General features: G+C 33.7%; 22 protein-coding genes and 1 pseudogene. 1 reads left to right on the top strand and 22 read right to left on the bottom strand.

What is annotated here, in order from left to right:
* Nucleotides 1-354 precede the first annotated feature (354 nt).
* The 14 genes and pseudogenes from ACQKKK_RS24620 to ACQKKK_RS24555 form a co-directional block, all read right to left on the bottom strand.
* Nucleotides 355-2,154 (bottom strand): sensor histidine kinase, encoded by a 1,800-nt coding sequence (locus ACQKKK_RS24620; protein ID WP_427619757.1) that lies wholly within the window; start codon nucleotides 2,152-2,154, stop codon nucleotides 355-357.
* Between the two features lie 2 nt (nucleotides 2,155-2,156).
* Nucleotides 2,157-2,834, bottom strand: a complete 678-nt coding sequence (locus ACQKKK_RS24615) for a response regulator transcription factor (RefSeq protein ID WP_427619756.1) — start codon at nucleotides 2,832-2,834, stop codon at nucleotides 2,157-2,159.
* A gap of 110 nt (nucleotides 2,835-2,944) precedes the next feature.
* Nucleotides 2,945-3,565 (bottom strand): class D sortase, encoded by a 621-nt coding sequence (locus tag ACQKKK_RS24610; RefSeq protein WP_427619755.1) that lies wholly within the window; start codon nucleotides 3,563-3,565, stop codon nucleotides 2,945-2,947.
* A gap of 59 nt (nucleotides 3,566-3,624) precedes the next feature.
* Nucleotides 3,625-3,945: an LPXTG cell wall anchor domain-containing protein gene (locus ACQKKK_RS24605; protein ID WP_427619754.1), complete on the bottom strand. Its 321-nt coding sequence runs from the start codon at nucleotides 3,943-3,945 to the stop codon at nucleotides 3,625-3,627.
* 493 nt (nucleotides 3,946-4,438) lie between these two features.
* Entirely contained in the window at nucleotides 4,439-4,882 is a 444-nt protein-coding gene (locus tag ACQKKK_RS24600; protein ID WP_427619753.1) for a GNAT family N-acetyltransferase, read from the bottom strand.
* Nucleotides 4,883-5,067: 185 nt separating this feature from the next.
* Complete coding sequence (locus tag ACQKKK_RS24595) at nucleotides 5,068-5,262, bottom strand: hypothetical protein (RefSeq protein ID WP_427619752.1); 195 nt, start codon at nucleotides 5,260-5,262, stop codon at nucleotides 5,068-5,070.
* 426 nt (nucleotides 5,263-5,688) lie between these two features.
* A complete protein-coding gene (locus tag ACQKKK_RS24590; protein ID WP_427619751.1) occupies nucleotides 5,689-6,081 on the bottom strand; it encodes a GNAT family N-acetyltransferase in 393 nt (130 codons plus the stop codon).
* Nucleotides 6,082-6,230: 149 nt separating this feature from the next.
* Nucleotides 6,231-6,524 (bottom strand): hypothetical protein, encoded by a 294-nt coding sequence (locus ACQKKK_RS24585; protein WP_427619750.1) that lies wholly within the window; start codon nucleotides 6,522-6,524, stop codon nucleotides 6,231-6,233.
* 363 nt (nucleotides 6,525-6,887) lie between these two features.
* Nucleotides 6,888-7,967 (bottom strand): DUF3626 domain-containing protein, encoded by a 1,080-nt coding sequence (locus tag ACQKKK_RS24580; protein ID WP_427619749.1) that lies wholly within the window; start codon nucleotides 7,965-7,967, stop codon nucleotides 6,888-6,890.
* 166 nt (nucleotides 7,968-8,133) lie between these two features.
* A complete protein-coding gene (locus ACQKKK_RS24575) occupies nucleotides 8,134-8,316 on the bottom strand; it encodes a hypothetical protein (RefSeq protein WP_427619748.1) in 183 nt (60 codons plus the stop codon).
* Between the two features lie 110 nt (nucleotides 8,317-8,426).
* Nucleotides 8,427-9,547: pseudogene (locus tag ACQKKK_RS24570) on the bottom strand (IS3 family transposase).
* A gap of 356 nt (nucleotides 9,548-9,903) precedes the next feature.
* Nucleotides 9,904-10,953 (bottom strand): hypothetical protein, encoded by a 1,050-nt coding sequence (locus tag ACQKKK_RS24565; protein WP_427619747.1) that lies wholly within the window; start codon nucleotides 10,951-10,953, stop codon nucleotides 9,904-9,906.
* A 1,296-nt stretch (nucleotides 10,954-12,249) separates the two neighbouring features.
* Nucleotides 12,250-12,600 carry a DoxX family protein gene (locus ACQKKK_RS24560; protein WP_427619746.1) on the bottom strand — a complete coding sequence of 117 codons (351 nt, stop codon included), beginning with the start codon at nucleotides 12,598-12,600 and terminating at the stop codon, nucleotides 12,250-12,252.
* A 1,240-nt stretch (nucleotides 12,601-13,840) separates the two neighbouring features.
* Nucleotides 13,841-14,692, bottom strand: a complete 852-nt coding sequence (locus ACQKKK_RS24555; protein ID WP_427619745.1) for a LysR family transcriptional regulator — start codon at nucleotides 14,690-14,692, stop codon at nucleotides 13,841-13,843.
* Nucleotides 14,693-14,883: 191 nt separating this feature from the next.
* On the opposite strand from ACQKKK_RS24555, the gene ACQKKK_RS24550 reads away from it, so the two are divergent.
* Nucleotides 14,884-16,104: an MFS transporter gene (locus ACQKKK_RS24550; RefSeq protein ID WP_427619744.1), complete on the top strand. Its 1,221-nt coding sequence runs from the start codon at nucleotides 14,884-14,886 to the stop codon at nucleotides 16,102-16,104.
* Nucleotides 16,105-16,361: 257 nt separating this feature from the next.
* Here the strand turns inward: ACQKKK_RS24550 and ACQKKK_RS24545 are convergent, their stop codons facing one another.
* The 8 genes from ACQKKK_RS24545 to ACQKKK_RS24510 all read right to left on the bottom strand — a co-directional run bounded on the left by ACQKKK_RS24545 (nucleotide 16,362) and on the right by ACQKKK_RS24510 (nucleotide 21,819).
* Nucleotides 16,362-16,568, bottom strand: coding sequence for a hypothetical protein (locus ACQKKK_RS24545; protein ID WP_427619743.1), 207 nt, complete (start codon nucleotides 16,566-16,568; stop codon nucleotides 16,362-16,364).
* A 48-nt stretch (nucleotides 16,569-16,616) separates the two neighbouring features.
* Complete coding sequence (locus tag ACQKKK_RS24540) at nucleotides 16,617-17,249, bottom strand: hypothetical protein (RefSeq protein ID WP_427619742.1); 633 nt, start codon at nucleotides 17,247-17,249, stop codon at nucleotides 16,617-16,619.
* Nucleotides 17,250-17,463: 214 nt separating this feature from the next.
* A complete protein-coding gene (locus tag ACQKKK_RS24535) occupies nucleotides 17,464-18,273 on the bottom strand; it encodes a class I SAM-dependent methyltransferase (RefSeq protein WP_427619741.1) in 810 nt (269 codons plus the stop codon).
* Between the two features lie 130 nt (nucleotides 18,274-18,403).
* Entirely contained in the window at nucleotides 18,404-18,949 is a 546-nt protein-coding gene (locus tag ACQKKK_RS24530) for a hypothetical protein (protein ID WP_427619740.1), read from the bottom strand.
* Nucleotides 18,950-19,186: 237 nt separating this feature from the next.
* Nucleotides 19,187-19,657, bottom strand: coding sequence for a hypothetical protein (locus ACQKKK_RS24525; RefSeq protein ID WP_427619739.1), 471 nt, complete (start codon nucleotides 19,655-19,657; stop codon nucleotides 19,187-19,189).
* A 165-nt stretch (nucleotides 19,658-19,822) separates the two neighbouring features.
* Nucleotides 19,823-20,860: a DUF1835 domain-containing protein gene (locus ACQKKK_RS24520; protein WP_427619738.1), complete on the bottom strand. Its 1,038-nt coding sequence runs from the start codon at nucleotides 20,858-20,860 to the stop codon at nucleotides 19,823-19,825.
* Between the two features lie 146 nt (nucleotides 20,861-21,006).
* The gene (locus ACQKKK_RS24515; protein WP_427619737.1) at nucleotides 21,007-21,312 is read right to left on the bottom strand and encodes a hypothetical protein; all 306 of its coding nucleotides are present in this window, start codon (nucleotides 21,310-21,312) and stop codon (nucleotides 21,007-21,009) included.
* Between the two features lie 228 nt (nucleotides 21,313-21,540).
* The gene (locus ACQKKK_RS24510; protein WP_427619736.1) at nucleotides 21,541-21,819 is read right to left on the bottom strand and encodes a YesK family protein; all 279 of its coding nucleotides are present in this window, start codon (nucleotides 21,817-21,819) and stop codon (nucleotides 21,541-21,543) included.
* Nucleotides 21,820-21,997: the final 178 nt, after the last annotated feature.

The following is a 21,997-nucleotide window of genomic DNA, read 5'->3' as shown; positions in this document are numbered from 1 at the left end:
CTAAAAATATCTAAATCTGCTGATTTTACTTAACTTGGGTTTAGTCTTTTCCTTATATTCACTAAAAACCAAAAAATGGTAGAACCCCAAAGAGGTGAAATCACTGAAATTTAAGAAGTTTATTATCGACCTATCATCATTATATAATTAAAAAACTACTAGATGCAGGATTTATTCAGTTATTTGAAAATAAGAATGACCGTCGAAAAACATACATAGCAACCCAAAAAGGCAAAATGATGCTAATGAATAAAATTGAAAGAAGAAGAAGAAAAATGGTAGAACATCGAAAATCACCTTTTAGGTGGAGACAGATGATGTTAAAGAATATTAAAAAATTGTAGAAGTTTATTTCTACAATTTTTTATGTAAGTAGAAAAAGAATAATACTCCATCTTCTGTATTGGATACGCCATACTGTACACCATGGAGTTCTAAAATATTCTTAGAAATGGCTAGACCTAATCCTGTTCCACCTTTTGAACGCTGACGAGAAGTGTCCATACGATAAAAGCGTTCCCATATTTTATCTAATAGTTCCGCCTGGATATGAGTACCTTTATTTTCTACACATATCCTTACTTTATCATTTTCCTCTATTGTCGAAATGATAATATCCTCTTTTTCTGGAGTATAACGAATTGCATTGGTAATAAAGTTTATGATAACTTGATCAATGCGATGTTGATTGGCAACTACTTCAATCTGAGAAAGATGTTTGTATACATTTAGTTCCTTTTTAGCTATTTCCAATGATAATTGTTCACATATATTATCAATTATTTGATCAATATAAAAAACATCCATTTGCATTTTATATGTACCAGACTCAAATTTGGCTAGCTCAAGCATATCAACAATTAACATATCCATCTTGTCTACTTCTTTTTCCATTGCCTGAAAGTAATATTCTTTCTTATGGCTAGCAACACCATCTTTTAAAATTGAAATACAACCTTTCATAATACTTAGAGGTGTTTTTAATTCATGCGATACACCTGAAATAAATTCTTTTCGTGTATTTTCCAACCTCCTTTCTTTCTCTATGTCCAGTCTTAGTTGGCCAATATGTGAATGTAATGTGTTGGAAAGCATATTAATATTTTGTGATAAATCACCAATCTCATCTTTTGAAGTAATTGGAATTCTTTCCGAGAAATCTAAATTTGCAATTTTTTTCGTTGTATTGTTTATTTGTAACAAAGGTCTCGCAATTTGTTTGGAATAATAAAAAGAAGCAAGAAAAATAAGCAGCAATACAAATGCAATAATATATACATAATAATCCTGTACCATTTGTATGGCTTCATCAACTGGCTGCAACGATGTCATTGAAAAAATATAGGCTGTCGTACCATTTTTTTCTTTTATCGGCAGTATCAATAATTTATACTTAATATCATTTTGCTCATAATTAAGCTCTTGTAATTGCGAGCTTTTACTTCCTTTATTTAACAACAAATTCACCTGAAATTCTTTGATTCTTTCAATAAATAAATCGTTTGTATACATGAAGTTCGTTAATCCATTCCCTTGAGGAAGTTGCACCTTAGAAACGGTTCCATTTCTTACAACCACATGCGATTCAGCACTAAGTCCTTTTGAATATTTTACTTTCAGATCAATATCGCCTAATTTTTTCTTAATTTGCTTATTTTCCCAATATGAAGTGCCTTCTTCCATCTGAACCTCAAACGGAACGATTGCAGAATCTTTTTCTATTCCGAAAATACGAATTCGCACTCCTGAAGCTAAAGGTAACTTTTGACTTCCAACATCCTCTATATGCATAAGATAGTACAAGGGAACGGTGATGGTAGTATCAGAGAAGTTGTTTTCTTTAACACGATCCAACTTTACTTTTACATAAAAATCTTGTGCGTGCTTTAAGTTCCCATTACTATCTAATGTTGTAATCCATGTATTATGCTCTCGATAAAAATCTTGTTCAAGCTTTTGAATTGCTTCTGTGTTACCTCCGCTATTTAAATAACCTTTTTCAAAAGATTTTATACTTGTTTTAATATCATTCACTTTCCGATTGGCATAATATTGTTTGAAAAATATTGTTTGGCCAATGAAAATGGTTGCTAAGATCAACATACATAAAGCTGTTGTTAGTATAAATAATTTTAATACAATTCCTTTTTTCATACCTAACCCTCAAATTTATAACCAGCTCGAACAACTGTTATAATATATTTTGATTTATCTCGTAATTTATTTCGTAAATTACGGATATGACTATTTACTGTGCGATCATCACCAAAGAATTCATAGCCCCAAACCTTTGTAATTAATTGCTCTCTTGTAATGACAATCCCCTGATTTTTCATTAAATACGTTAAGATTTCAAATTCTGTATGTGTTAGATTAATATCCGCTCCTTCTACTGTGACTGTCCGTGAAGGAAAATGTACTCGAATACCATTACAGAATAACTTATCATCACTTGCTTGTTCACTTAAAGAATATCGACTATCAAGTAATCTTTTCGCTCTTGCTAATAAAATGGGTGGGCTATATGGTTTTGTTACATAATCATCCGCACCTAACTCAAATCCAAGTAATGTATCATCTTCATCCACACGAGCTGTTAACATAATAATAGGCACATTAGATGTCTTACGAATTCGCCGACAAACAGACCAACCATCTACTTCTGGTAACATAATATCAAGAATAACTAAGTGTACCTCTTGTTCTTCGAATAAGGATAGTGCCTCTTTCCCATCTCTTGCTTCGAGTACTTCATATTTTTCATTTAAAAAATAATCTTTAATAATTTCACGCAAAATATCTTCATCTTCAACGATTAGAATTGTTCTTTTCATGTTTACCCCCCAATATATTCAGTATTGCTATAAAAATATAAAACCATAAGGGAAAATAAGGTATCTTTTAACTTAATCGACATGGAGAGTATGATAATGAAAGTCCGTTTTTAATCAGTAGAAATTAACCTAGCTTCAATAATATATCTATTTGGAGCATCGCCTATATAATCAAATGGGTAACAGGTTGTAAGTGTTACTGTAGGTGCATCTTTGTGTACAATGACTGTGCGATCATCGGCATTCGTAATCCATTTTTTCGTGATTTGATATGTGTAAACCTTTTTATCATATTCCACAAGAAGGTTATCATTTCCTTTCAACTTTCCTAGTTCTGTAAATACAGTATCACGATGTCCACTCAGCACTGTATGTCCATGTTCAGAAGGAACTGTTGTAACATTACTGACAAACATACCCACTCCTTTTTTTAAAACGGTATCATCAGCTCCCCAATATACAGAAAACTTTTTTTTCATTTTTGGTATATTTAACGTCGCTACTTTCTCTCCATTTTTATACTGCATTTGGGAAGAAGGAACTTGTGGCTGAACAGAGGCTTTTGTTTCATTTGAAGTATGTTTCTGTAGTATCTTCTCAAAATATTTTACTTCTTCCGTAGTTAAGGATTGGGCAGAACTTTTCCCCTTATACCATTCGGAGAAATGGTATATGCCAATAAAAACACCTATTATAATACAACAGTATCCGAAGCGATTCAGAAGTTTCATTTTTAAATTCCTCCATATAAAAAATGGCAGGAATACCCTGCCATTTTAAATCTATTAGCTTATGCTTTGATTTTACGACGGGTAAATCCAAATACTGAACCTAATGCTACAAGGCATGCACTTACAAGCATCATTGTTACTCCGTTCGATGCGGTATTTGGTAGTTTTTCACCTTGCTGTTGTTTAATTGCCGCTTCTTTTTTCGCTAAATCGCTATCTTGTTGTTGTTTGATTGCTGCTTCTTTTTTCGCTAAATCGTTACTCTGTTGTTCTTTTAGAGCTTCTTCTTTCGTTACTGTTCCAGTAGATGCACTTGCTGTTGATGAATATCCTACAGATAAAAATACTAATGCACAAATTGGTAAAATTACTTTTTTCATTTTGCTTCTCTCCTTAAATATCTTTTACTACCTTTTTGGGTGCATCCATAGGATATAACAATTGTGTAAAGATTAAATGCAGATAAAATGCAGTTTTTTTAAAGATTAGTATGTAAAAAACTAAACTAACATCTTAAACATTAAGCAACTAAGTAATCAGAAGGTGTTATCGTTATTTTTCTTGCTTAGATTTTAAATTATTAAAATTATATATTTTTTTGCCAAGCTACCCCTTCGTTTTAGATCCCCATACTGAAAGAATAGCGCCTTTTCTGTTTTGGGATAGTTTCTTGTTCATTAAAGTGTACTTTTACGAATGGTGGAAACAATGCTATACCGCCCATTTAGGAAATTTTATACGCTAAGAGAACTCCAATCTAAAAAGTCGATCTCAACTACGTTAATGAATCGATTTTTTTTCTTCTTCGCACATTACCTTTACACTACGCTTCTTGAACTATCCTGCCCCTTTAGTTCATTAAGGTTCGTGTAATTATAAATTTTTCTTCATAACTATCCTATGTTCATTAACTACATAATCGTTTTTTCGATAAAATGCTTCTGCAGGCCCACCATTTGCAGTTAATAAATAAAGACTTTTAATCTCTCTCTTTTGTAGTTCGTCTTCTAAAGAATGAAGTATTTTCGAACCATAACCTTTACCTTGTATTTCACTATTCACACAAAGTTCTGCTATATAAAAAGTTAAACCTTGATAAGTCTTCTTACTATTTCCAGCAATAAAACCAACTAGATTGTTATCAATATGAAATAAAAAACCAAGAAATTTAGGAGTATGTAATAAGTCAGTAAGTCTCTCTTTAGCAGTTTCGTAAGCCCAACTTTCATTCCATGGTTCACTATTAAAAATGTTCAAGTAGAGTTCGATACATTGCTCTAAATTCTCTGGTGTAATGGGTAACATTATTTCTGTCATAATCATGCTTCCTTTCAGTTTTTTATAAATTTTTTACTCCGTTATATCTTAATTTTGTTGAGCTGCTGATCAGCTCCTGGTAATGAAGTAAAGCACCCGTTAGTTCATGAAGGATTATTGTAGAGTTGACACAAACTGTGCATTAAAAAAGATAGAGAATAATTACTCTATCTAATAAGCCTATACTATTTAGTAGCATTTTCAGGTTGATTATAATAATTATTTGCAATCTTAATTCCAAATAATTGAAGAAGAATACTAATTGTAATAGCTAAAACCCATAGCTCATTATCAAAAACAGCAAGAAAGATAGCTATCAGAGAGAGAATGAAACTCGGAAGAAAACCTAGTCCAGCTTTATAATGTTTAAAAAAATTCATAATAGTCCCACCCAAATAAAATGTTTAAGTAAATCATAACACAAATTTAATCATTTTTTTCCATTTAACTATGATGAACAGTGCGAAGACACTATGCTTGTTGAACTATCCTGCCCCTTTACATAAGAAAAAGAGCTGATCGTGATCGTCACAGCTCATTAAAGCTATAGCACCTTTTAGTCAAGTAACCTTCTATTGATAAAAACATACACAATTGTTAATAAAAGCAACATAGCAATTATAAGAAGTGTTAATTCATAAGGATAGTCAATAAAACTATTGAAAACTACTAACAATCCTAACGGTTAAATCCTGCTAACAACCATGTTTGTTTTTTTACAGCTACTAAGTACGATACAAGTAAAAGTGCTATACCAATAACCCTGATCAGCTCCTGGTAATGGAAGTAAAGCACCCGTTATTTCATTATTGTTTTTTCCATACCCCACCTGAACAGGGAGTAAAGCCAGAAGTTTCATAAAAGTTTTTATGTTTGGAGTCATACGTCAAAGTAACTATCTCCAATCCATACCGTTTAGATTCTCTTAATAATTCTCTTACTAACTCCATACCAATCCCTATTTTTTGATAATTAGGATGAACAATTATGTCTTCCATATAACCATGTTCTAATCCCATGCCTGCAACATAACCAAATGATATAAGTTTATTAGTTTCGTCTCTTACTCCAGCCCAAAAATTACAACGCTCAAACAATTTAGGGTAATCTTTATCGCGTCTTCCCCATCCAACAAGCTCTCTTAATTCAGGTACTTCATGATTAGATATTGGCATGTTTATTATGACTTTATAATTCATTTAGTTCCCCTTTTCTTCATCTAAATTAGAATTCAAGGTACTAATTTCTATAGGATGAAGTCTAATTCCTTGTTGAACTATCCTGCCCCGTTAGTGCCATAAGAAAAGCGAACCTTATTCAAGAATCCCGCCCGATTGTTGAAGAACAATTAGACGATATTGTTGTTCTCCTTTTTTCCGAATAGTACGGATGTAAAGTAAGTAAATATAGCTGTTAGTAGACCTGCACTAAACAGTATGCTTCCAGTAATTACAAAGTTATTTATATAAGTCTTAACAATCATGTTGTATTGGCCAGTATCAGCGACACCATTTCCTTGGTTAAGAAGCCAAGAATCCCCTAGAGCAGTTCCAAAAGAAATACTTGAAAACATCAGAACTAATCCTGCTATTGCTAATAAAGATGAAATAATACTTAATCCTTTAGTATGTTCATTTAACAAAACAGATCCCCCCTAAACTTTATAAATCCTTAAAGCCGCCTTTTAATGGAATAACTGAGAACTTCCATTAGCTGGTTAGGTTTAAGTACATTTCTTCACAAAACTCACACCTATATTAACATAAATATCCAGTTTTGTTTTGAAGTGTTATTCCATTAAATGGCCCAATTGTTGAACAACTCCATATGTACTCTTAAACTATCCTTTCCCGATAGTTGCATAAAAAAGCTATCTTAAAGATCTTCAGCTAAAGCACCTGTTAGTTTAAGTACAAACCTTCACAATCTCATTTTTCTACTATAGGTAAAATAAGGAGTTGCCTCAACAACTCCTTGTTCAATTCATACACCCTTTAGTTCAATTTTAGATTGTCTTTCCATATCTCACTAAAACGTGCCACAATAGTTTTAATTCCTGAAGTATCTCCTTATAAGTTCCGCGATCACGCCAAGATACTGGATTGCGTTTCAAGTCCATTACAGCAGATCCAATTATGTTCGCATCGATAAAATTATTTTGTGCAATGCGTTTTGCCAAGGAAGTCATTGATGGACCCCTAAAATCCGCAGGAACCTCGTCTACCATAAGTACAAAACCCATGTGCCAATATAGATCAATAGAATACTTAAGGCATATTTGTTCCATTGTTCTCCCTACATGAGTGTCCTTGAATGAAGGATCTGCAACAAGCACTTCCACGTCTTCTTTAAGTGAAATATCCCCATGAACTTGGGCTTCAAGATAGTGGTTAAGATTGCGGTTTGGCTCTTTGTTTGCTGGGTCCGTAAACGGGTTTTCTAGGTTAACCAGTAAATGATTGATTAATCTTGCTGGCGTCAGATTTCTTTCACCGATTGCAAAATCTCTTAAGAACGCCTCTTCCAAGAGTGCAGCCAAAATGATGTCAAACTCTTCATAAGTACCCTTTTCTTTTGGGTCTTGATGCGAATCCAAATACGTGTAGGTGGAACGATATGAGACCTCAGGGGAAAGAATAAAATAGCATGATCCAAAACGTGGAGCAGGCCCATCTGGATGTAACATCAAATTAAGTGCCCCATATTTAGGCCGTTGGTTATTAGTTGTGCCCTCCAATTGATATGCTCCTCCAAAAATTCTCTTCTCCCAAATGTCGCGTTCACCACCAGAGTATGCGGATACGCTGCCATTAGATAAAAATGTTTCAAACTGGCTCTTATATATTCCCTGCTCAAGCAGTGCTTCAGCAACGCTTTTCATAGTCGAATCTGGTCTATCTGGATGAAAATGTAGGCCAATCTTTGCGTGAGTCTTTAAATTAACAACAGCATTTTCAAATACCTTATCCGAGATATTAGACATTTTTAATATGTGATTAATGGTTGCTTTAGCTTGATATTTATGGTTCCTTGCATACTTTGTAAAATGCTCTAAAGCAAATAGTTGTGACATTGATAATTCCATGAACAGATGAGTCTCTCCTTTTATTAAATTGATCCTAATTAATTCAATGAAAAGTTTGTTTTTCCCTTCTAATTCAAATTATCCCCTTTAGTTCATTATTGGTAGTTTTTCACTTGAATATGAATGTATTATTATTGAAAGAATCATACATTTAACTCACTCCCCCCTAAAACGGCAGGCTTTGAAAAAGAGAAATGGTTATAACTAATGTCAATAAAGTTCCTACAGACAGTAAGGTTTTCATTTTTCGCCAATTTATCTCTTTTGAAGGTTTTACAGCCTCTCGGGAAACCGCAATCCATACCACAATAGAAACTATGGCTATTATGGCAATAGCCTCTTTAGACATATTTAATCCCCCCTAATTTGTATTTCATTTAAATTTTAATACGTATTATTTCGTGAAAAGTAAATACACCTTTAATAAAAATTACCACAAATTGGTATGCCAACACTAAACTAGACAACTTTTTTAAGGTGTTCAAGTTTGTAATCAATCGGACTTACATAACCCAGTGTCCCATGAATTCGTATGTGATTAAACCAGTGGACATAATCCTGTAATTCCCTTGTTAATTCTTCTAAACTATCAAAATGTTGACCTTTCACAAACTCCGTTTTGATGATTTTAAACGTTGCTTCAGCTACGGCATTGTCATACGGACAGCCCTTCATGCTTAAAGATCGTTGAATGTTAAAGGTATTTAAAGCATCGTCCATGAGCTTATTTTTAAACTCATTTCCACGATCCGTATGGAAGATCTGGATCTTACGAAGGTCAACATTGATGGAGGCGAATGCACGATAGACAAGTAAAGCATCTTTGTTTGTTCCTGTACTGAAGCCCACGATTTCCCGATTAAAGAGATCGACAAATACACATACGTAATGCCATTTTTTATTGACTCATACGTATGTCAAATCGCTGACGACCACTGTCATTTCTTCTTCCTGGTCGAACGCGCGGTTCAGTTCATTTTTCTGTTCGGATTCATTACATGATTTGGTATGAGGCTTAAATTGAGCTACAGTGTACGATGAGATAAGGCCCTGCTCTTGCATTATACGGCCAATTCTTCGTCTAGAAACGATGAGACCACGTTTCTTTAGTTCTACTTTTATTTTACATGTTCCATAATTTTGACGGCTCGTATGGAAAATATCGATTATATCCGAAGTAATATCATCCTCTGTTGATCTTTCTTTCGCCTCATGATAATAGGTGCTTCTAGGGATTTGCAGGACTTTACACATTGCTGATATCGAGTATTTATGCTGATTATTCTTAATCACATTTACTTTCGTACTAGTATCAGCGCGGCTTGCTTTAAAATGTCATTTTCCATTTCGAGTTGCTTATTTCGCTTTCGGAGTTCCATGAGTTCCTTTTGTTCATCGGTTAGATTATCTTTTTCCTTAAAAGAACCCGAGTTCTGACTCTGACCCACCCACTTATCTAAAGAAGAAGGAGTCAGATCATACTCACGAATAATCTCTTTTCTTGACTTCCCATTTTGGTACAGCTGCACCATCTGTTGTTTGAACTCTTCGGTAAATGTTCGGCGTTCTCTTTTGGTCATGTAGATTCTCCTCAAATGTAGTATCTGTAGTCTACTTGACCTTAAAAATTCTGTCCAACTAAGTGTAGCCTATCCAAATATACTTTTTAACCAATAAGGGTATTTTTTATCTGAATTTGAATGCATGATTCTGGGAAGAATCACACGTTCAAAAGGCCGCCAAATGGCGGCCTTTTTATGGAACTAACGCACCCGTTAGTTGAAGAAGAAAAGTGGCGCTTATTCAACAATCGCGCCCTATAATTGAATATCAACGAATAGCAAAGTGAAGGAAATTAAAAAATCTCATGTAAATAGTCTATTAGTAACCTAAATTCTTGCTCTTGGTTTATTTATGCGATCATTAAAATGATGAGTTAAAGTTTACCACAATGCTTGCATCGTCCTCGTCTCTTTAAATAATAAGCTAGAATTGCTATCCCTAGGGATATTCCCCATGGTAACCAGAACAAAAAAGGAACAAATTGTCCCCAATTTTCACGAGTAATTGAACCATTAACTATCATATATATGATTTGTGGACTGAGCTTTATCCCCGTTATCGTGATAATAGCCGACATCAATGTAGCAGGTACCACAACAAACCAGATTGGAATTTGTTTACCTGCTAGAAATAAACACCACCTTGGAAAAATCACTCCCCATCTCTGAATAAGTACAAGGGTCAGAATTCCACCGCCAATACATAATCCACCCAGTATAGTTTCAACTAATACAATGTCTTCATTCCCAACCACTGATAAGTTGGTTGTCCCTAGAGGAATACCTAAGGCCCACGCCCATCGGACAATACCGTATGGCAACGCCATAACGACGGCTATATAGGTAAACCACTTTCCCCATTCTGCTCCTTTCACTAATGATACTTCGTTAGCGTCATTTCTGCCGCAATTACCGCAAGCATCTTGTGTAAAACGAAAGTATGCTATTGCAGTAGCTCCCCAAATGAACCCACCAACTATACAAAAAACTTGATTAAAAACTTTCCAGTCCAGCAGATCAAAGTGAAGTAGAAACAAATAAGCAAAATTCTGTACAATTCTAGAATCTGGAACTACAAATATAAGTGTCACACTCATTATCCACGCAAAGGAGAGTAATATTGTACGAGGAAAACGACTCCTCCATGTCATTACCATCGCTAGAGCTACTACCGTTCCTACCAATCCAGCTATGGCAATGACTGGACCCCCGACATTAACATTAAAATTGGATAAAAATGATCCCATCATTTCTGCCCTTGGATCGTTTTTACCGTAAGGAAATCCGTTTCCTCCTAATAACCAGTACAACCCGAGTAACCCGTATATTAGGGACCATAGAGCAGCTACATACCCAGTCCACTGGGGCCAGCGTGAAAGCCAGGAAAAATGTGTTGAATTATTGATATTTATTTTCGTTTCCATTTTACCCTCCCTAAAGCTAGTTCATATTTAAAATTAATTAACACTCTAAAAACCATAACTAGCTTTACCATTATATTCCTGACGAATTAACCTCATTATAAGAAAATAGCTTTATTCCTTACTCCAGAATCTGCCCGATTGTTGAACACGGAGTTAAACAACACTCTTCAACTAACCTGCCCCGTTAGTTGATTAAGACAAGCTAACCTTATTCAAGAATCGCGCCCGATTGTTGAAAATTGTCCCGGAACCCAACACTGACCTCATATGTTTCTCATGTTTTAAGCTCAAAAGACATTCTCCCTTCTCGTTTAAGAAATGAAGCCTATTAGTTTTAAAAATTACCTAAAAGTACAAAGTTTCAAAAATCTTCAAATAAGTTCCTCCCTTTATATTCTTATTCAATATTAGAGCCTTTTTATTCTTTATATTTAAGTGAATTACATAATAGGCACGTACAGGTTGGGCTATATATTTGTACCTTATTCAACAACGATGACTTTTCTGGAATAAATTACAATTTCAAGATTTTTCATTCCTTTCTTATTCAAGAATATGGCCCAAGTGTTGAATAAAGATCAAACAGCACTCTTCAACTAAACTGCCCCGTTAGTTGATTAAGAAAAAAGAGACGCTTATTAAACAATTGCACCCGATTCTAGGAGATTAACTTTTACATCACAAAATTAGATTTCTTTTCTTTTTCTTATTGTTCGTGTTATACCCCAAAATAGAAAACGGTATAAAAGTGCAATAAGAAAAAGCATATAAACAAACTCGAAAAGAGAGAAGGGCTCATAATCGATTAAATATGAATTAATAAAAATTAACACTAAAGACAATAGCTCCATTAAAGAGTCTTTAAATCCATTTTTTTCGTACAAGTACCTAATTCTTATGAGGTTAAAGATATCTTTTGGTTCCTCGCTTAAAAACCCTTTGACAAGGCCCAAACCTATTAAATAAATTCCCATAACAGGTCCATACGATATATTCAAAACCTGTGTTATTACACAATAAATTATGGTGAATAAAAGTAAATACACTTTGCCATTCCCCCTTTTTTTATGCCATTAAATGGCCCGATTGTTGAACGCAAGTTAAACAACTCTCTTCAACTAACCTGCCCCGTTAGTGCCATAAGAAAAAGCTGCCTTAGAGACAGCTCCGATATTCAGCTAACGCACCCGTTAGTTCAACAAGAACATTCACAAAGCCCCTCAACGTAGGGGATTAACATAAAAAGAGGAAGTAAAATTATAAGTTTTATTAAACTCTCCAAAATTGTGAACAAATTTAAGCGAACGTTAAGTTCTTGATAATCACCATGATAGATAATATTAAACAGATCATTGCAGGAATAATCATTACAATAGATTGATGCGCTCGCAAAATATGAGAATGTAGGGCTCCTATCATGATAAGTACAAACAATACACCTGATCCAATAGCCAAGTATCTATTCCAGATACCCCCCATCATTCCTATTGCTCCAATAAGTTCAATAAATCCAATTACAGACATGAACCATAATGGATATTGATAATGCTGCCAATGTTCAACCTGAAACGGGATACGTAAAAGTTTTATGAAACCTCCGACTAAAATAAAAACTGCTAAAATTACTTGCATAACAATAGCAATCATCTAACCTCACTCCTTTTAAAAACCTATTTAAGGGTATTCTCTTTTAACGATTGTATGGATATATTTGTATATAATGATTCTATCATTATTAGAATCATTAATAATGCAATAAGGAAGATAAAACCTAAAAAAATTTTGGAGAGATGTAAAAGGACTTTATTCAACCTACACACCACCAATTTGATTTTAGTTATAATTCTAATTTTATTATATTTGGTTACTGCGCAGTACGAATACACTACACTTATTAAACTAAACTGCCCCTTTAGTTCCACAAGAAAAAGGTTGCCGCAGCAACCCTTTGTTAAACTAACGCACCCATTAGTTTCGATTCACATATTTCTTGTATATTCTGGAGTATCACAGAGTGGATATTCTTCATATTGCTTTTCCTTTGCTAGAATAAAGTAAATCCCAAGAACAAAAGTAATTATTAAAGTGACACAAATTACCCAATACATCAAAGGATATTGATATAGTACTGTTTCTGTTGTAACTCCTGAATTCATATCTGTTCTTGTTATTTTTGTCTTAACAGGATCATAAAGCATGTCCACAATTAAGTCTGTTAGTAAAGATGAAAGAGTAAGAAATACTCCTATCGCACGTTTCAGTATTTTCACCTCCTAAAAGAAGAAAATATCATTCTTATATATGGTAGCTAAGAAGATTTTGCTCACAAAAATACTCACTGTTTTTTCCTTTTTGAGTTCCCAAAGAAACCAAATGCAACACCTATTGCAATAGCTATAATGATCCAGATATTTGTACTCACCATTCCCACCACCTTATTTAGACTTCTGCCTCCTATACGATATACAATAATAATGTTTCATTAAACCACCGATAATACTTAGAAAAAAGCCATCCCACTTAAAAATGAGTGTCCGTTAAACTGTATACAGTTTAACTAAAAACAAAATCCTTCTTCCACTATCCTGCCCCGATAGTTCCATTAGAAAAAGCTGCCTAAATGACAGCTCTGATCTTCAGCTAAACTAGCTAATAGGATGTCAATACCTTTCTCTAAAATTTTCATTTCCCTTATACAGGCAGCGATTACCACTTTGGCAGTTCTGGTTATTAATGATTTATTAAAGAGAAAAGAAATGTTCCTAGATTTAGACTAATTAACGGTTTTGGGACACAGGGAAAAAATTCCTTCTAAAAGGGTTTTGGAGAGTTATTTGGCATGGCCAAAGCCCATCAAGTCATACAATTATAAAACCCCTTTTTATAATTAACCAATCGTCTTCAGAACATTTTTTAATTGTACGATATTGTTCTGTTCGCCGTCGTTCATCTTAAAAACGAAAACGGTATTAATGACATTTTTAAAGCTTAAATTGTAGTAGTGAATGTTTGTATAGTTATATAAGTCAATAAGCTTAGTATTCAATACTGCAATGGTATTGCTGATTTGCAAAAAATCTTGGATACTGCTGATTGATTTTATTTCCTTTAATTTATATGGTATTTGATTATTCATAAGCCATTCGGTCACAGCTCTTGTATACATACAGCCTATACTCAATACGAGCAATGTAATAGGTGTTTTCCAATCAAAATTGATGATATGGTCTTTACTTGAAATGATCTCGAATGTTTCAGTTGCAACGATGTCATAAGTTAAGTCGGGATATTTCTTAATAGGTTCACTAATAAGTGCACAATCTAATTCGGAATTGTGCACTTTTTGGTTTATGGCATTACTGGAATCTACAGCGAAATCCACATCCATTTGAATGTCGTTCATATTCAAAGTGTTCGCGATGTGGGCACCATAGATTTTCAAGGTTGTATGTGATGTGCCAAAATCCACTTTAGAGTTAGTTTGAAAGGCACCAATTTTTTGTAAAAATTCTTCGTACTCTTTTAAAATAAGTTGAAGATAGTTTTTATACTGTAATCCTACACTAGTGATTTTCAATCCTTGGGGCGTGCGTTTAAAAACAAGTTTGCCAATTTCCGACTCTATTTTTTTCACTTTAGCCGTAAGGGCGGATTGAGTATAGTTCGTGATTTCTGCAGACTTACTTAAATTTTGACGGTTTAATATTTCAATTTTCAATGCTATTTCTTTGATGTTCATATTGTTGGCACACCCTATAAAAAATTTTTATGAACCCTATCATTTTCCTCCATTTTACGCTTCTGGGCAGGCAGAGTAAACTCTAGTTAGCTTAATAAGTAAGGGAGACTAAATAATGTTAGAAGCTAATAATAAGAATATACCCCACCGAATTCTTATTGAACGATACATCAAACATAGGGGGAGCATTAATGCATACATATTATAAATGGTTAATCGTATTGGTGGCCACGTTATCCCAAACTGCAGCAACCTTTGTGACATATGGCATGGGACCCATCGCTGCATTTTATCAAATTGAATGGAATCTAACACCGCTTCAAACAGGCTTCATTGTTTCAGCGGTCAATATTGGTCCGATGTTTTCAATGCTGGCGTTCGGCTACTTGATGGATAAAAAAGGGGAAAAACACATTATCGGGTGGGGGACCATTTTATTGGGGCTCTCAGCTTTAACGCTAGTTTTTGTTAATGATTATATTGTATTGCTGCTTTTATTATTGTTGGTTGGTATATGGTATGGAAGTGCTCAAACCGGTGGAAGCACGGCCATCGTAAAATGGTTTCCAAACGAACATAGAGGGCTGGCTCTAGGGATAAGACAGACGGGAATACCGATTGGAGGATCTTTAGCCTCTGCAGTTTTATCCTATACATATTATCATTACAATTTGTCATCAGTTCATTTAGTACAAGGGGTCGTAGCGATAGTGGGAGGACTGATCTTCCTATTATTATATAACGAACCAAAAAGAACGAGTGAAACGGGATCAACCTCGGTCGGGTTCAAGGAGAAAATGAATGTCATCAAAAATAATAAAGAGTTATATCCGATGTATATAGTAGGTATTGTGATGATGTCATTACAGATGATTATCATTGCGCATTTTATGAGTTATTTACATAACGAAGGTAGCTATCCATTAACAGAGGCAGGAAAATATTTAAGCGTCGTTTTAATAGGTGGTATGGTTGGACGGGTAGTCATCGCATGGGCGAGTGATCAATTCTTTGAAGGTAAAAGGGAAAGATTATTGCTTATTGTGATGGCTGTCACCGTAATTCTTACAGTGATGCTCCCACTCATCATAACTGTTGAAATGGAAATCCTGATGCTATTATTTTGTTTTATTTTGGGTTTTGTAGCCATTGGTTGGTATTCCATTTTTATTGCTTGTATCACAGAGCAATCGGATTCAAGTTTTATAGGCTTAACGGTGAGTTCAGCATTGACATTAAATCAATTATTCATTGTCATAGCACCTTCTTTATTCGGATTAGTCGTTAATCTATTGAACAGTTATCAACAAGCCCTAAATTTGGTCGGACTATCTGTAGCTTTGGGAGCGATTAATTTATACAGAGCAAAAATAAAAAAAAAGACTGGATCATGGACTCACCAAAAAGTTTGATCAAATTAATACAAGAAACCTTGATAAATGAATAAATAGAAAGGGCATGTTTTAAAAAAAGATGAAACAACACATGCCCTTATACTATTTAATGGATGATTCTTTTATAAAAAGATTGATCATTTTTGTGTTCCTTAATCAATTAACGTAAAAGCTGCCTAAAAAAGACAACTCTGATCTTAAGTTAACTCACCCGTTACTTTAAATTTCACAATCTGTTCTTTGTCCAAAATGATATTTTCCTTTTTAAGACTATTTTAGCCATAATAATCGACGGAGTTTAAGATTATAACGCCAATGATGGTAAAAATTAATCCTCCAGCTATTATTAAGACGAATGTTCTGATTTTTTTCGTATCAAACCACGCAATTAACCCCGTTAGAATTGTGAAAATAATTCCGAAAAATATTGATGCATAAGGATTAGTTGGTTGAATCCAATCATACCAATTTAAAAAATCCATTAAATCTCCCCTATTTAGGTTACGTTTCGTATTAAAAGCACTACATTCCTAGATTAATTCAGTTCTAAAAACAACCTGGATTTCCTCTCTGATCATTTGATAAGCAGACATTTCGCCTTGAATGTAACCACTTCTAAAATCTATTTCATCTTCTTTAAATTTATTTTTTAACATTCCAGAAATTTTTTTATATTTTGCTAAGTTTCTTTCTATTTGAGCTATCTTGTCATTATCGGTAGATTCCAACAGTAATTCCAAGTCAATAACAATTTTTTCATAACCAAGAGCCATTCCTTCAAATAAACCTCTTTGTAAATCTTGAGGAACTTTAGCTATTTCTTCCTTAGCTTCTTCAGGTATATCGTCATAGTACATTCCATTTACTAGGTCCAAGACGTTATTTTTACTTTGCTCTTTTGCTTCGGAAGCTCTTCTTTTTAACGAACTAATTAAATCTTTTACTTTTGTATTCACAATATCTCCTCCTTTGAAATAATCAAATTCTCTTACTAGTCGATTAACAATCAGACGATACGCTTTACTCATCCCTAACAATAATTGTCTTTCCTGCTCATCAGCAGTTTCAAGCGTTCTACTAAGTTCTTTTTCCATATCTATAAAATCTAAAATGCAATCTTCAATCTTTGCTCCTCGAAACATTTTCTTTCTATAATCAGACACTTTAAACACCCCTTAAAATAAAACTACCATTTTTGTAAACAAATGTATACAATAATTGTTTACATTTGTTTACAAAAAAACGACTGAAATTTTTATCAGTCGTTTAAACTTATATTCATCTTCAACTATCCTGCGATAGTTCCATAAAGAAAAAGCTTCCTTAAAAACAGCTCTGATCTTCAGCTATACGTTAGTTCCATAAAAATATTTAAGTTCATTTTTTTCTACCTATATAAAGCAAGTGAGTTGATATTCCGAGAATATAAGGGTCTGCTGCTCTTTCTTTAATTAATTTTATAATTTTCCCTACCTCTTGTTCGCCTTTGCCTCTCCAATAATTCCAACTTTCATTGTTTAAAATAGCTCCTACATTTGAACCTATTAATTTCAAACTTTCAAATCCTTGTTCTTCCATAAAAGGATTAATGTCTTCAATATTAAAATAATACGCACCTGTAAAACGCCCTTCATCTGCGTGGTTAAAGCAACCTGATTGAGAAAATTGCAGAATTGTATCCATACTATCATTTGGTTTCCAATTTTCAGGAGATAAAAGCGATGTAAATATGTGTCTAATTCTAGGCATAAAGGCTACAAAAACAAGACCATTCTTTTTTGTAACTCTATGTAATTCTTTAACAGCCTTAATACGATCTTTTTCTTCCTGTAAATGATACATAGGACCAAGCATTAATGATGCATCGTACTGTTCATCTTTAATCATATTAAGTTCTCTTGCATCAGCTGCATAAAAACCATTAAATTGTCCTTCTAAATGAAGTTCATTTGCCTTATTTTCTGCAATCTCAACTAATTTTGGCGTTAAATCGGTTAATGTTACCTTATAGCCTTCTTTAGCAAGCTCCATAGAGTATTTTCCTGGTCCAGCACCATTATCCAGCACATATCCCGTTTTTGGGATATATTTTTTTATATAGTACCAATTTACTTGGAATTCTATCGGTTCACGATCAAGCCTTCCCCACTCATCAAATTGATTGTAATAGCTAATTATCTCACTCATTAATTCCACCTATATTTCTATGTTTTTTACTCCTTAAACTCGATTAAAAAATCTTTAAATCCTTCTTAAACTCCCTCGATAGTTGAAGAAGAGTTAAGTATTTTGCAAAATAAATAGAGAGAATTCAAAATCAATCACGGTTTTTCAGCTTATATATAGTATTTTTCTTTAATGTTAGTGTTACTTTACCTAATTTAACTCCCACAATTAAAAGAAGCAAAGGTATTAAAAATAGCAGATGCCCGATTCCAGAAGCAAATAATGTTACCGTAGACAAAGGGCCAATTAATATAGGGAATCCAATTAAAATAATCAACGGCAGCAGCCAGTTAAATACTAATATAGACAACCTATTTACTATCCTACGGAATGTTGTTACTTTACGATTTCTAGGTTTGAAAATTCTGTAAGCTGACCCAACAATTAAAGCAACGATTGCCAGTAAAATCAAATCAATAATTATATATTTCATAAATGGATTGCTATCATATATAGAAGGTTCTTCATTATGTAGCAGCTCGTTTATCCCACTTATGATGGCATCATATTCATTAAGATTGAAATAATCCATTGAATTGATCTGCAGGCTGATGCCATACTCCCCATCTAACACAACTTTTGAGTATGTGTTTTCTGTCCATCCATTATGGGAGATTCCTTCAATCCCTTCAACCATTTGGCTTTCGGCCCGCCATCTAACTGTCTACGCTTAAAGACTAGAGTTACCTTTAGTCCTCCAAGACTCGCTACGAGCGAATAGCTAGTTCTTACTCGGCGGGAATCCCACCCGCTATATGATACGACCTAGGCTCGGCCGCACACCTGCCACGTTAGTTACGTAAGAAAAAAAGGTTGCCGTAGCAACCTTAATTATTAAAAAAGCACCAGGTAGTTGAAAAACTCATATCCTTCCTTAGTTTCTCAAATATACGACATCGCCGCTTCTTACTACTTGAAAATTTAAATCATCCTTAATATTAAGCATATAATAACCAGCATCTTTATAATTCTCAGATTCAAAAGATATACCATATCCATTATTCTCAGGATAACCATATAAATAGCAGACCACTTTTCCATCTTTCAAAAATACAATTTGATTCATTCCTTCATTTACAGTTTCACTAATAGTATCCCATTTATAACCTACCGTTTCATATATATCATCTTTCGGGGTATATGGTTCAAAGGAATATACTACATCCCAGTCAAACGGTGTTACATCTAATAAATTTATTGTTTCAACGGAATGTTCAATTGATAACACTTCTTCTTTTAATAACTCTTCGTTTAAATCCCATAAATCCTTCTTTAATAGATTTATGAAGATAGCTATACATATTATACCGAAAGCAATAATCACTACTGTCTTTTTAGATTTCATATCTATCCTCCACCTTGAACAGCCACCTTCCTACAAAATTAGTCATTTCATTATAACAACAATTCCCAAAATAGGTGTGAATTCCTAACGAACTAATTGCCCCGATAGTTGCATAAGGAAAAAAGCTGCCTTAAAGACAGCTCCGATCTTCAGATAAAGCCGCCGTTAGTGAAGTAACTCTTTTTTTAATTTCACTTCGTATAGTCGCATGGCACTTAAATCCCCTCGATATTCGAACTTTTCTTTTGAAATTAAATCACGGAGTCGATATTCTATCCATTCATCTCCAGTGTATTGCTGCATATGACCAATGACTTCACCAATCAAACGTGCCGACTTCATAAAATCATTTGTACCTTGTTCTTTATGTAATTTCTTTGCACAATAAATGATAAAATCATCACCTCGTTCAATATTTGAATCCCTAAGCTCACCATGCTCCCATGTTCTCAAATGATTTTCAATCAGCATTAAATTCTGTCCTTCGTCACTGAGAGCATTACGTTTTGCAAAATTCATTGGTCTAAGCTCAAATTGTTCATAAAATTGAAGCAGTTTTTCGGGAGTCAATTCTCCTGATGAACGAGGAAACTGTTCCTCTTCTAACATAGGATATGCAAAGAACTCGTGAAATGCTTTAAACGTATTGAGTTCGAACACATCATTGACTTTATTTTGCAATAAATAAAGGACAATACGCAGACCTGTTTGCTCAGCAGCGTTCTCACATGTCCAAATAATCACCTTTTGATAAGGTGGTATCGCTTTTATTTTCTCGATTGCTTTTAACATACCTTGTTTATATTCTTCAAGATTTTTGAAGTCATCACGATAGTTTTCCTTAAACCATTGAAAACGATTTTCTATCCCTTCTTTTGTTTGAAGTGATTCAATTGGACCAACCGATAAAATATCGGGTAGCACAATGATTTCTTCTGTTTTTGCATAAGTAGTTTTACGAAATGCGAATTTTAAGCTACCTGCAGTCGAATCACCAAATACAATATGTACCGTTTGTGGATGTTCTTTTTTCTCTTCATTTCTCGAAACTTGAATCAATGATTTTTTCATTGATTGTAAAGTTCGAATCATTTCATCTTCTTCACATTGTTCAGAACGTATAAATATTAAATTTAGAAGAGCCTTTACCTCACGTTCATCAAGTTTTGAAATAGCTCGTTTTAACTGATTAATATTCTCCATTATCTGTCCCCTTTTTACCTTAATGATAGCTCATTATTTTAATAAACAATCCTGGATATTTGTAACCTTTTTTAAGTAAACTGCCCCGATAGTTGCATAAAAAAAGCTCCCTTAAAGACAGCTCCGATCTTCAGATAACGCGCCTGTTAGTTGAAGAAATAATAGTCAATAGCTATCCAATAAAAGAGTAATGCACTAATAAACCAAATTAAGTAGTCCTTACTCTTTTTTTCTCTAACTATAAAATTTTCTATGCCAATTAATAGGACTCCTGTTCCAAGCATAAGGTACATAATTGCTGAATAGCTCCAGTTATTAATATTATTCCTCCCTAAAAACCAAGCAATTACTACACCAACAAATACTGTTGATTGTGCATACATAAGAGGTTTAACTCTACGTTCAGCTTTTTCAAAGAACAAGCTCAAAGTTTTTTTAAAAAAAGAATTCATATATTTGCCCCCGAAGACCATTTTTATTTACGCTTTCTCATGAAAATTCTAACATTAATTATTACATGCATAGAAGGTATATGTACCTCTTATGCAACTAACCTGCCCCTTTAGTTCCATAAGGCTTATTGTAGATATGACACAAACTACATAAAAAAAGACGGATTTACCGTCTAATGAATTGTATAAGATTTTTTTGGTTTCATTACCTGTAGCTATTTTAGGAATTTAGGAATTATTTTTTGTCCTGTAAATAATTAAACTGTTTATAAGTTGTGTAATGGCTCCTAACCCTAAATAAACAAAACCTGATATGGAAACAGCCATTCCTTCAAAACCGCCTACAATAAAAGGGCCAGAAACGATACTAATAATGCCTAAAAAGATGAAAATAAGTGGACAAACAATTGCTATTCCTTTTTTGTTCTTTCTAAGAGCTATTACAAAAGTTACTAGAAGAATAAAGGTAATCACGTAGCTTGCATAAGGAGAGAATAAAATATCCATTAAACCGCCTCGTTCATAACAACATTTAAAAATCTACTTTACCATAAAAACCCAGAAAAATGGGTTTAAAAATCATTTTTCTTTTTTCATTGTTTAGTATTTATTGTACAGTTCGAATACAATATGCTTGTTAAACTATCCTGCCCCTTTAGCTCCAAAAGAAAAAGAGCTGCCAAAG

It is taken from the genome of Peribacillus sp. NPDC006672 (assembly GCF_050274955.1).
GTDB lineage: Bacteria > Bacillota > Bacilli > Bacillales > DSM-1321 > Peribacillus.
Note: the sequence above shows the minus strand (reverse complement) of the source record. Positions and strands in the feature narration are given on the sequence as shown.

Bases quoted from the DNA above. Each gene is read 5' to 3' on its own strand.
- ACQKKK_RS24620 (WP_427619757.1), bottom strand. From the start codon at position 2,154: ATGAAAAAAGGAATTGTATTAAAATTATTTATACTAACAACAGCTTTA.
- ACQKKK_RS24615 (WP_427619756.1), bottom strand. From the start codon at position 2,834: ATGAAAAGAACAATTCTAATCGTTGAAGATGAAGATATTTTGCGTGAA.
- ACQKKK_RS24610 (WP_427619755.1), bottom strand. From the start codon at position 3,565: ATGAAACTTCTGAATCGCTTCGGATACTGTTGTATTATAATAGGTGTT.
- ACQKKK_RS24605 (WP_427619754.1), bottom strand. From the start codon at position 3,945: ATGAAAAAAGTAATTTTACCAATTTGTGCATTAGTATTTTTATCTGTA.
- ACQKKK_RS24600 (WP_427619753.1), bottom strand. From the start codon at position 4,882: ATGACAGAAATAATGTTACCCATTACACCAGAGAATTTAGAGCAATGT.
- ACQKKK_RS24595 (WP_427619752.1), bottom strand. From the start codon at position 5,262: ATGAATTTTTTTAAACATTATAAAGCTGGACTAGGTTTTCTTCCGAGT.
- ACQKKK_RS24590 (WP_427619751.1), bottom strand. From the start codon at position 6,081: ATGAATTATAAAGTCATAATAAACATGCCAATATCTAATCATGAAGTA.
- ACQKKK_RS24580 (WP_427619749.1), bottom strand. From the start codon at position 7,967: ATGGAATTATCAATGTCACAACTATTTGCTTTAGAGCATTTTACAAAG.
- ACQKKK_RS24575 (WP_427619748.1), bottom strand. From the start codon at position 8,316: ATGTCTAAAGAGGCTATTGCCATAATAGCCATAGTTTCTATTGTGGTA.
- ACQKKK_RS24565 (WP_427619747.1), bottom strand. From the start codon at position 10,953: ATGGAAACGAAAATAAATATCAATAATTCAACACATTTTTCCTGGCTT.
- ACQKKK_RS24560 (WP_427619746.1), bottom strand. From the start codon at position 12,600: ATGATTGCTATTGTTATGCAAGTAATTTTAGCAGTTTTTATTTTAGTC.
- ACQKKK_RS24555 (WP_427619745.1), bottom strand. From the start codon at position 14,692: ATGAACATCAAAGAAATAGCATTGAAAATTGAAATATTAAACCGTCAA.
- ACQKKK_RS24550 (WP_427619744.1), top strand. From the start codon at position 14,884: ATGCATACATATTATAAATGGTTAATCGTATTGGTGGCCACGTTATCC.
- ACQKKK_RS24545 (WP_427619743.1), bottom strand. From the start codon at position 16,568: ATGGATTTTTTAAATTGGTATGATTGGATTCAACCAACTAATCCTTAT.
- ACQKKK_RS24535 (WP_427619741.1), bottom strand. From the start codon at position 18,273: ATGAGTGAGATAATTAGCTATTACAATCAATTTGATGAGTGGGGAAGG.
- ACQKKK_RS24530 (WP_427619740.1), bottom strand. From the start codon at position 18,949: ATGGTTGAAGGGATTGAAGGAATCTCCCATAATGGATGGACAGAAAAC.
- ACQKKK_RS24525 (WP_427619739.1), bottom strand. From the start codon at position 19,657: ATGAAATCTAAAAAGACAGTAGTGATTATTGCTTTCGGTATAATATGT.
- ACQKKK_RS24520 (WP_427619738.1), bottom strand. From the start codon at position 20,860: ATGGAGAATATTAATCAGTTAAAACGAGCTATTTCAAAACTTGATGAA.
- ACQKKK_RS24515 (WP_427619737.1), bottom strand. From the start codon at position 21,312: ATGAATTCTTTTTTTAAAAAAACTTTGAGCTTGTTCTTTGAAAAAGCT.
- ACQKKK_RS24510 (WP_427619736.1), bottom strand. From the start codon at position 21,819: ATGGATATTTTATTCTCTCCTTATGCAAGCTACGTGATTACCTTTATT.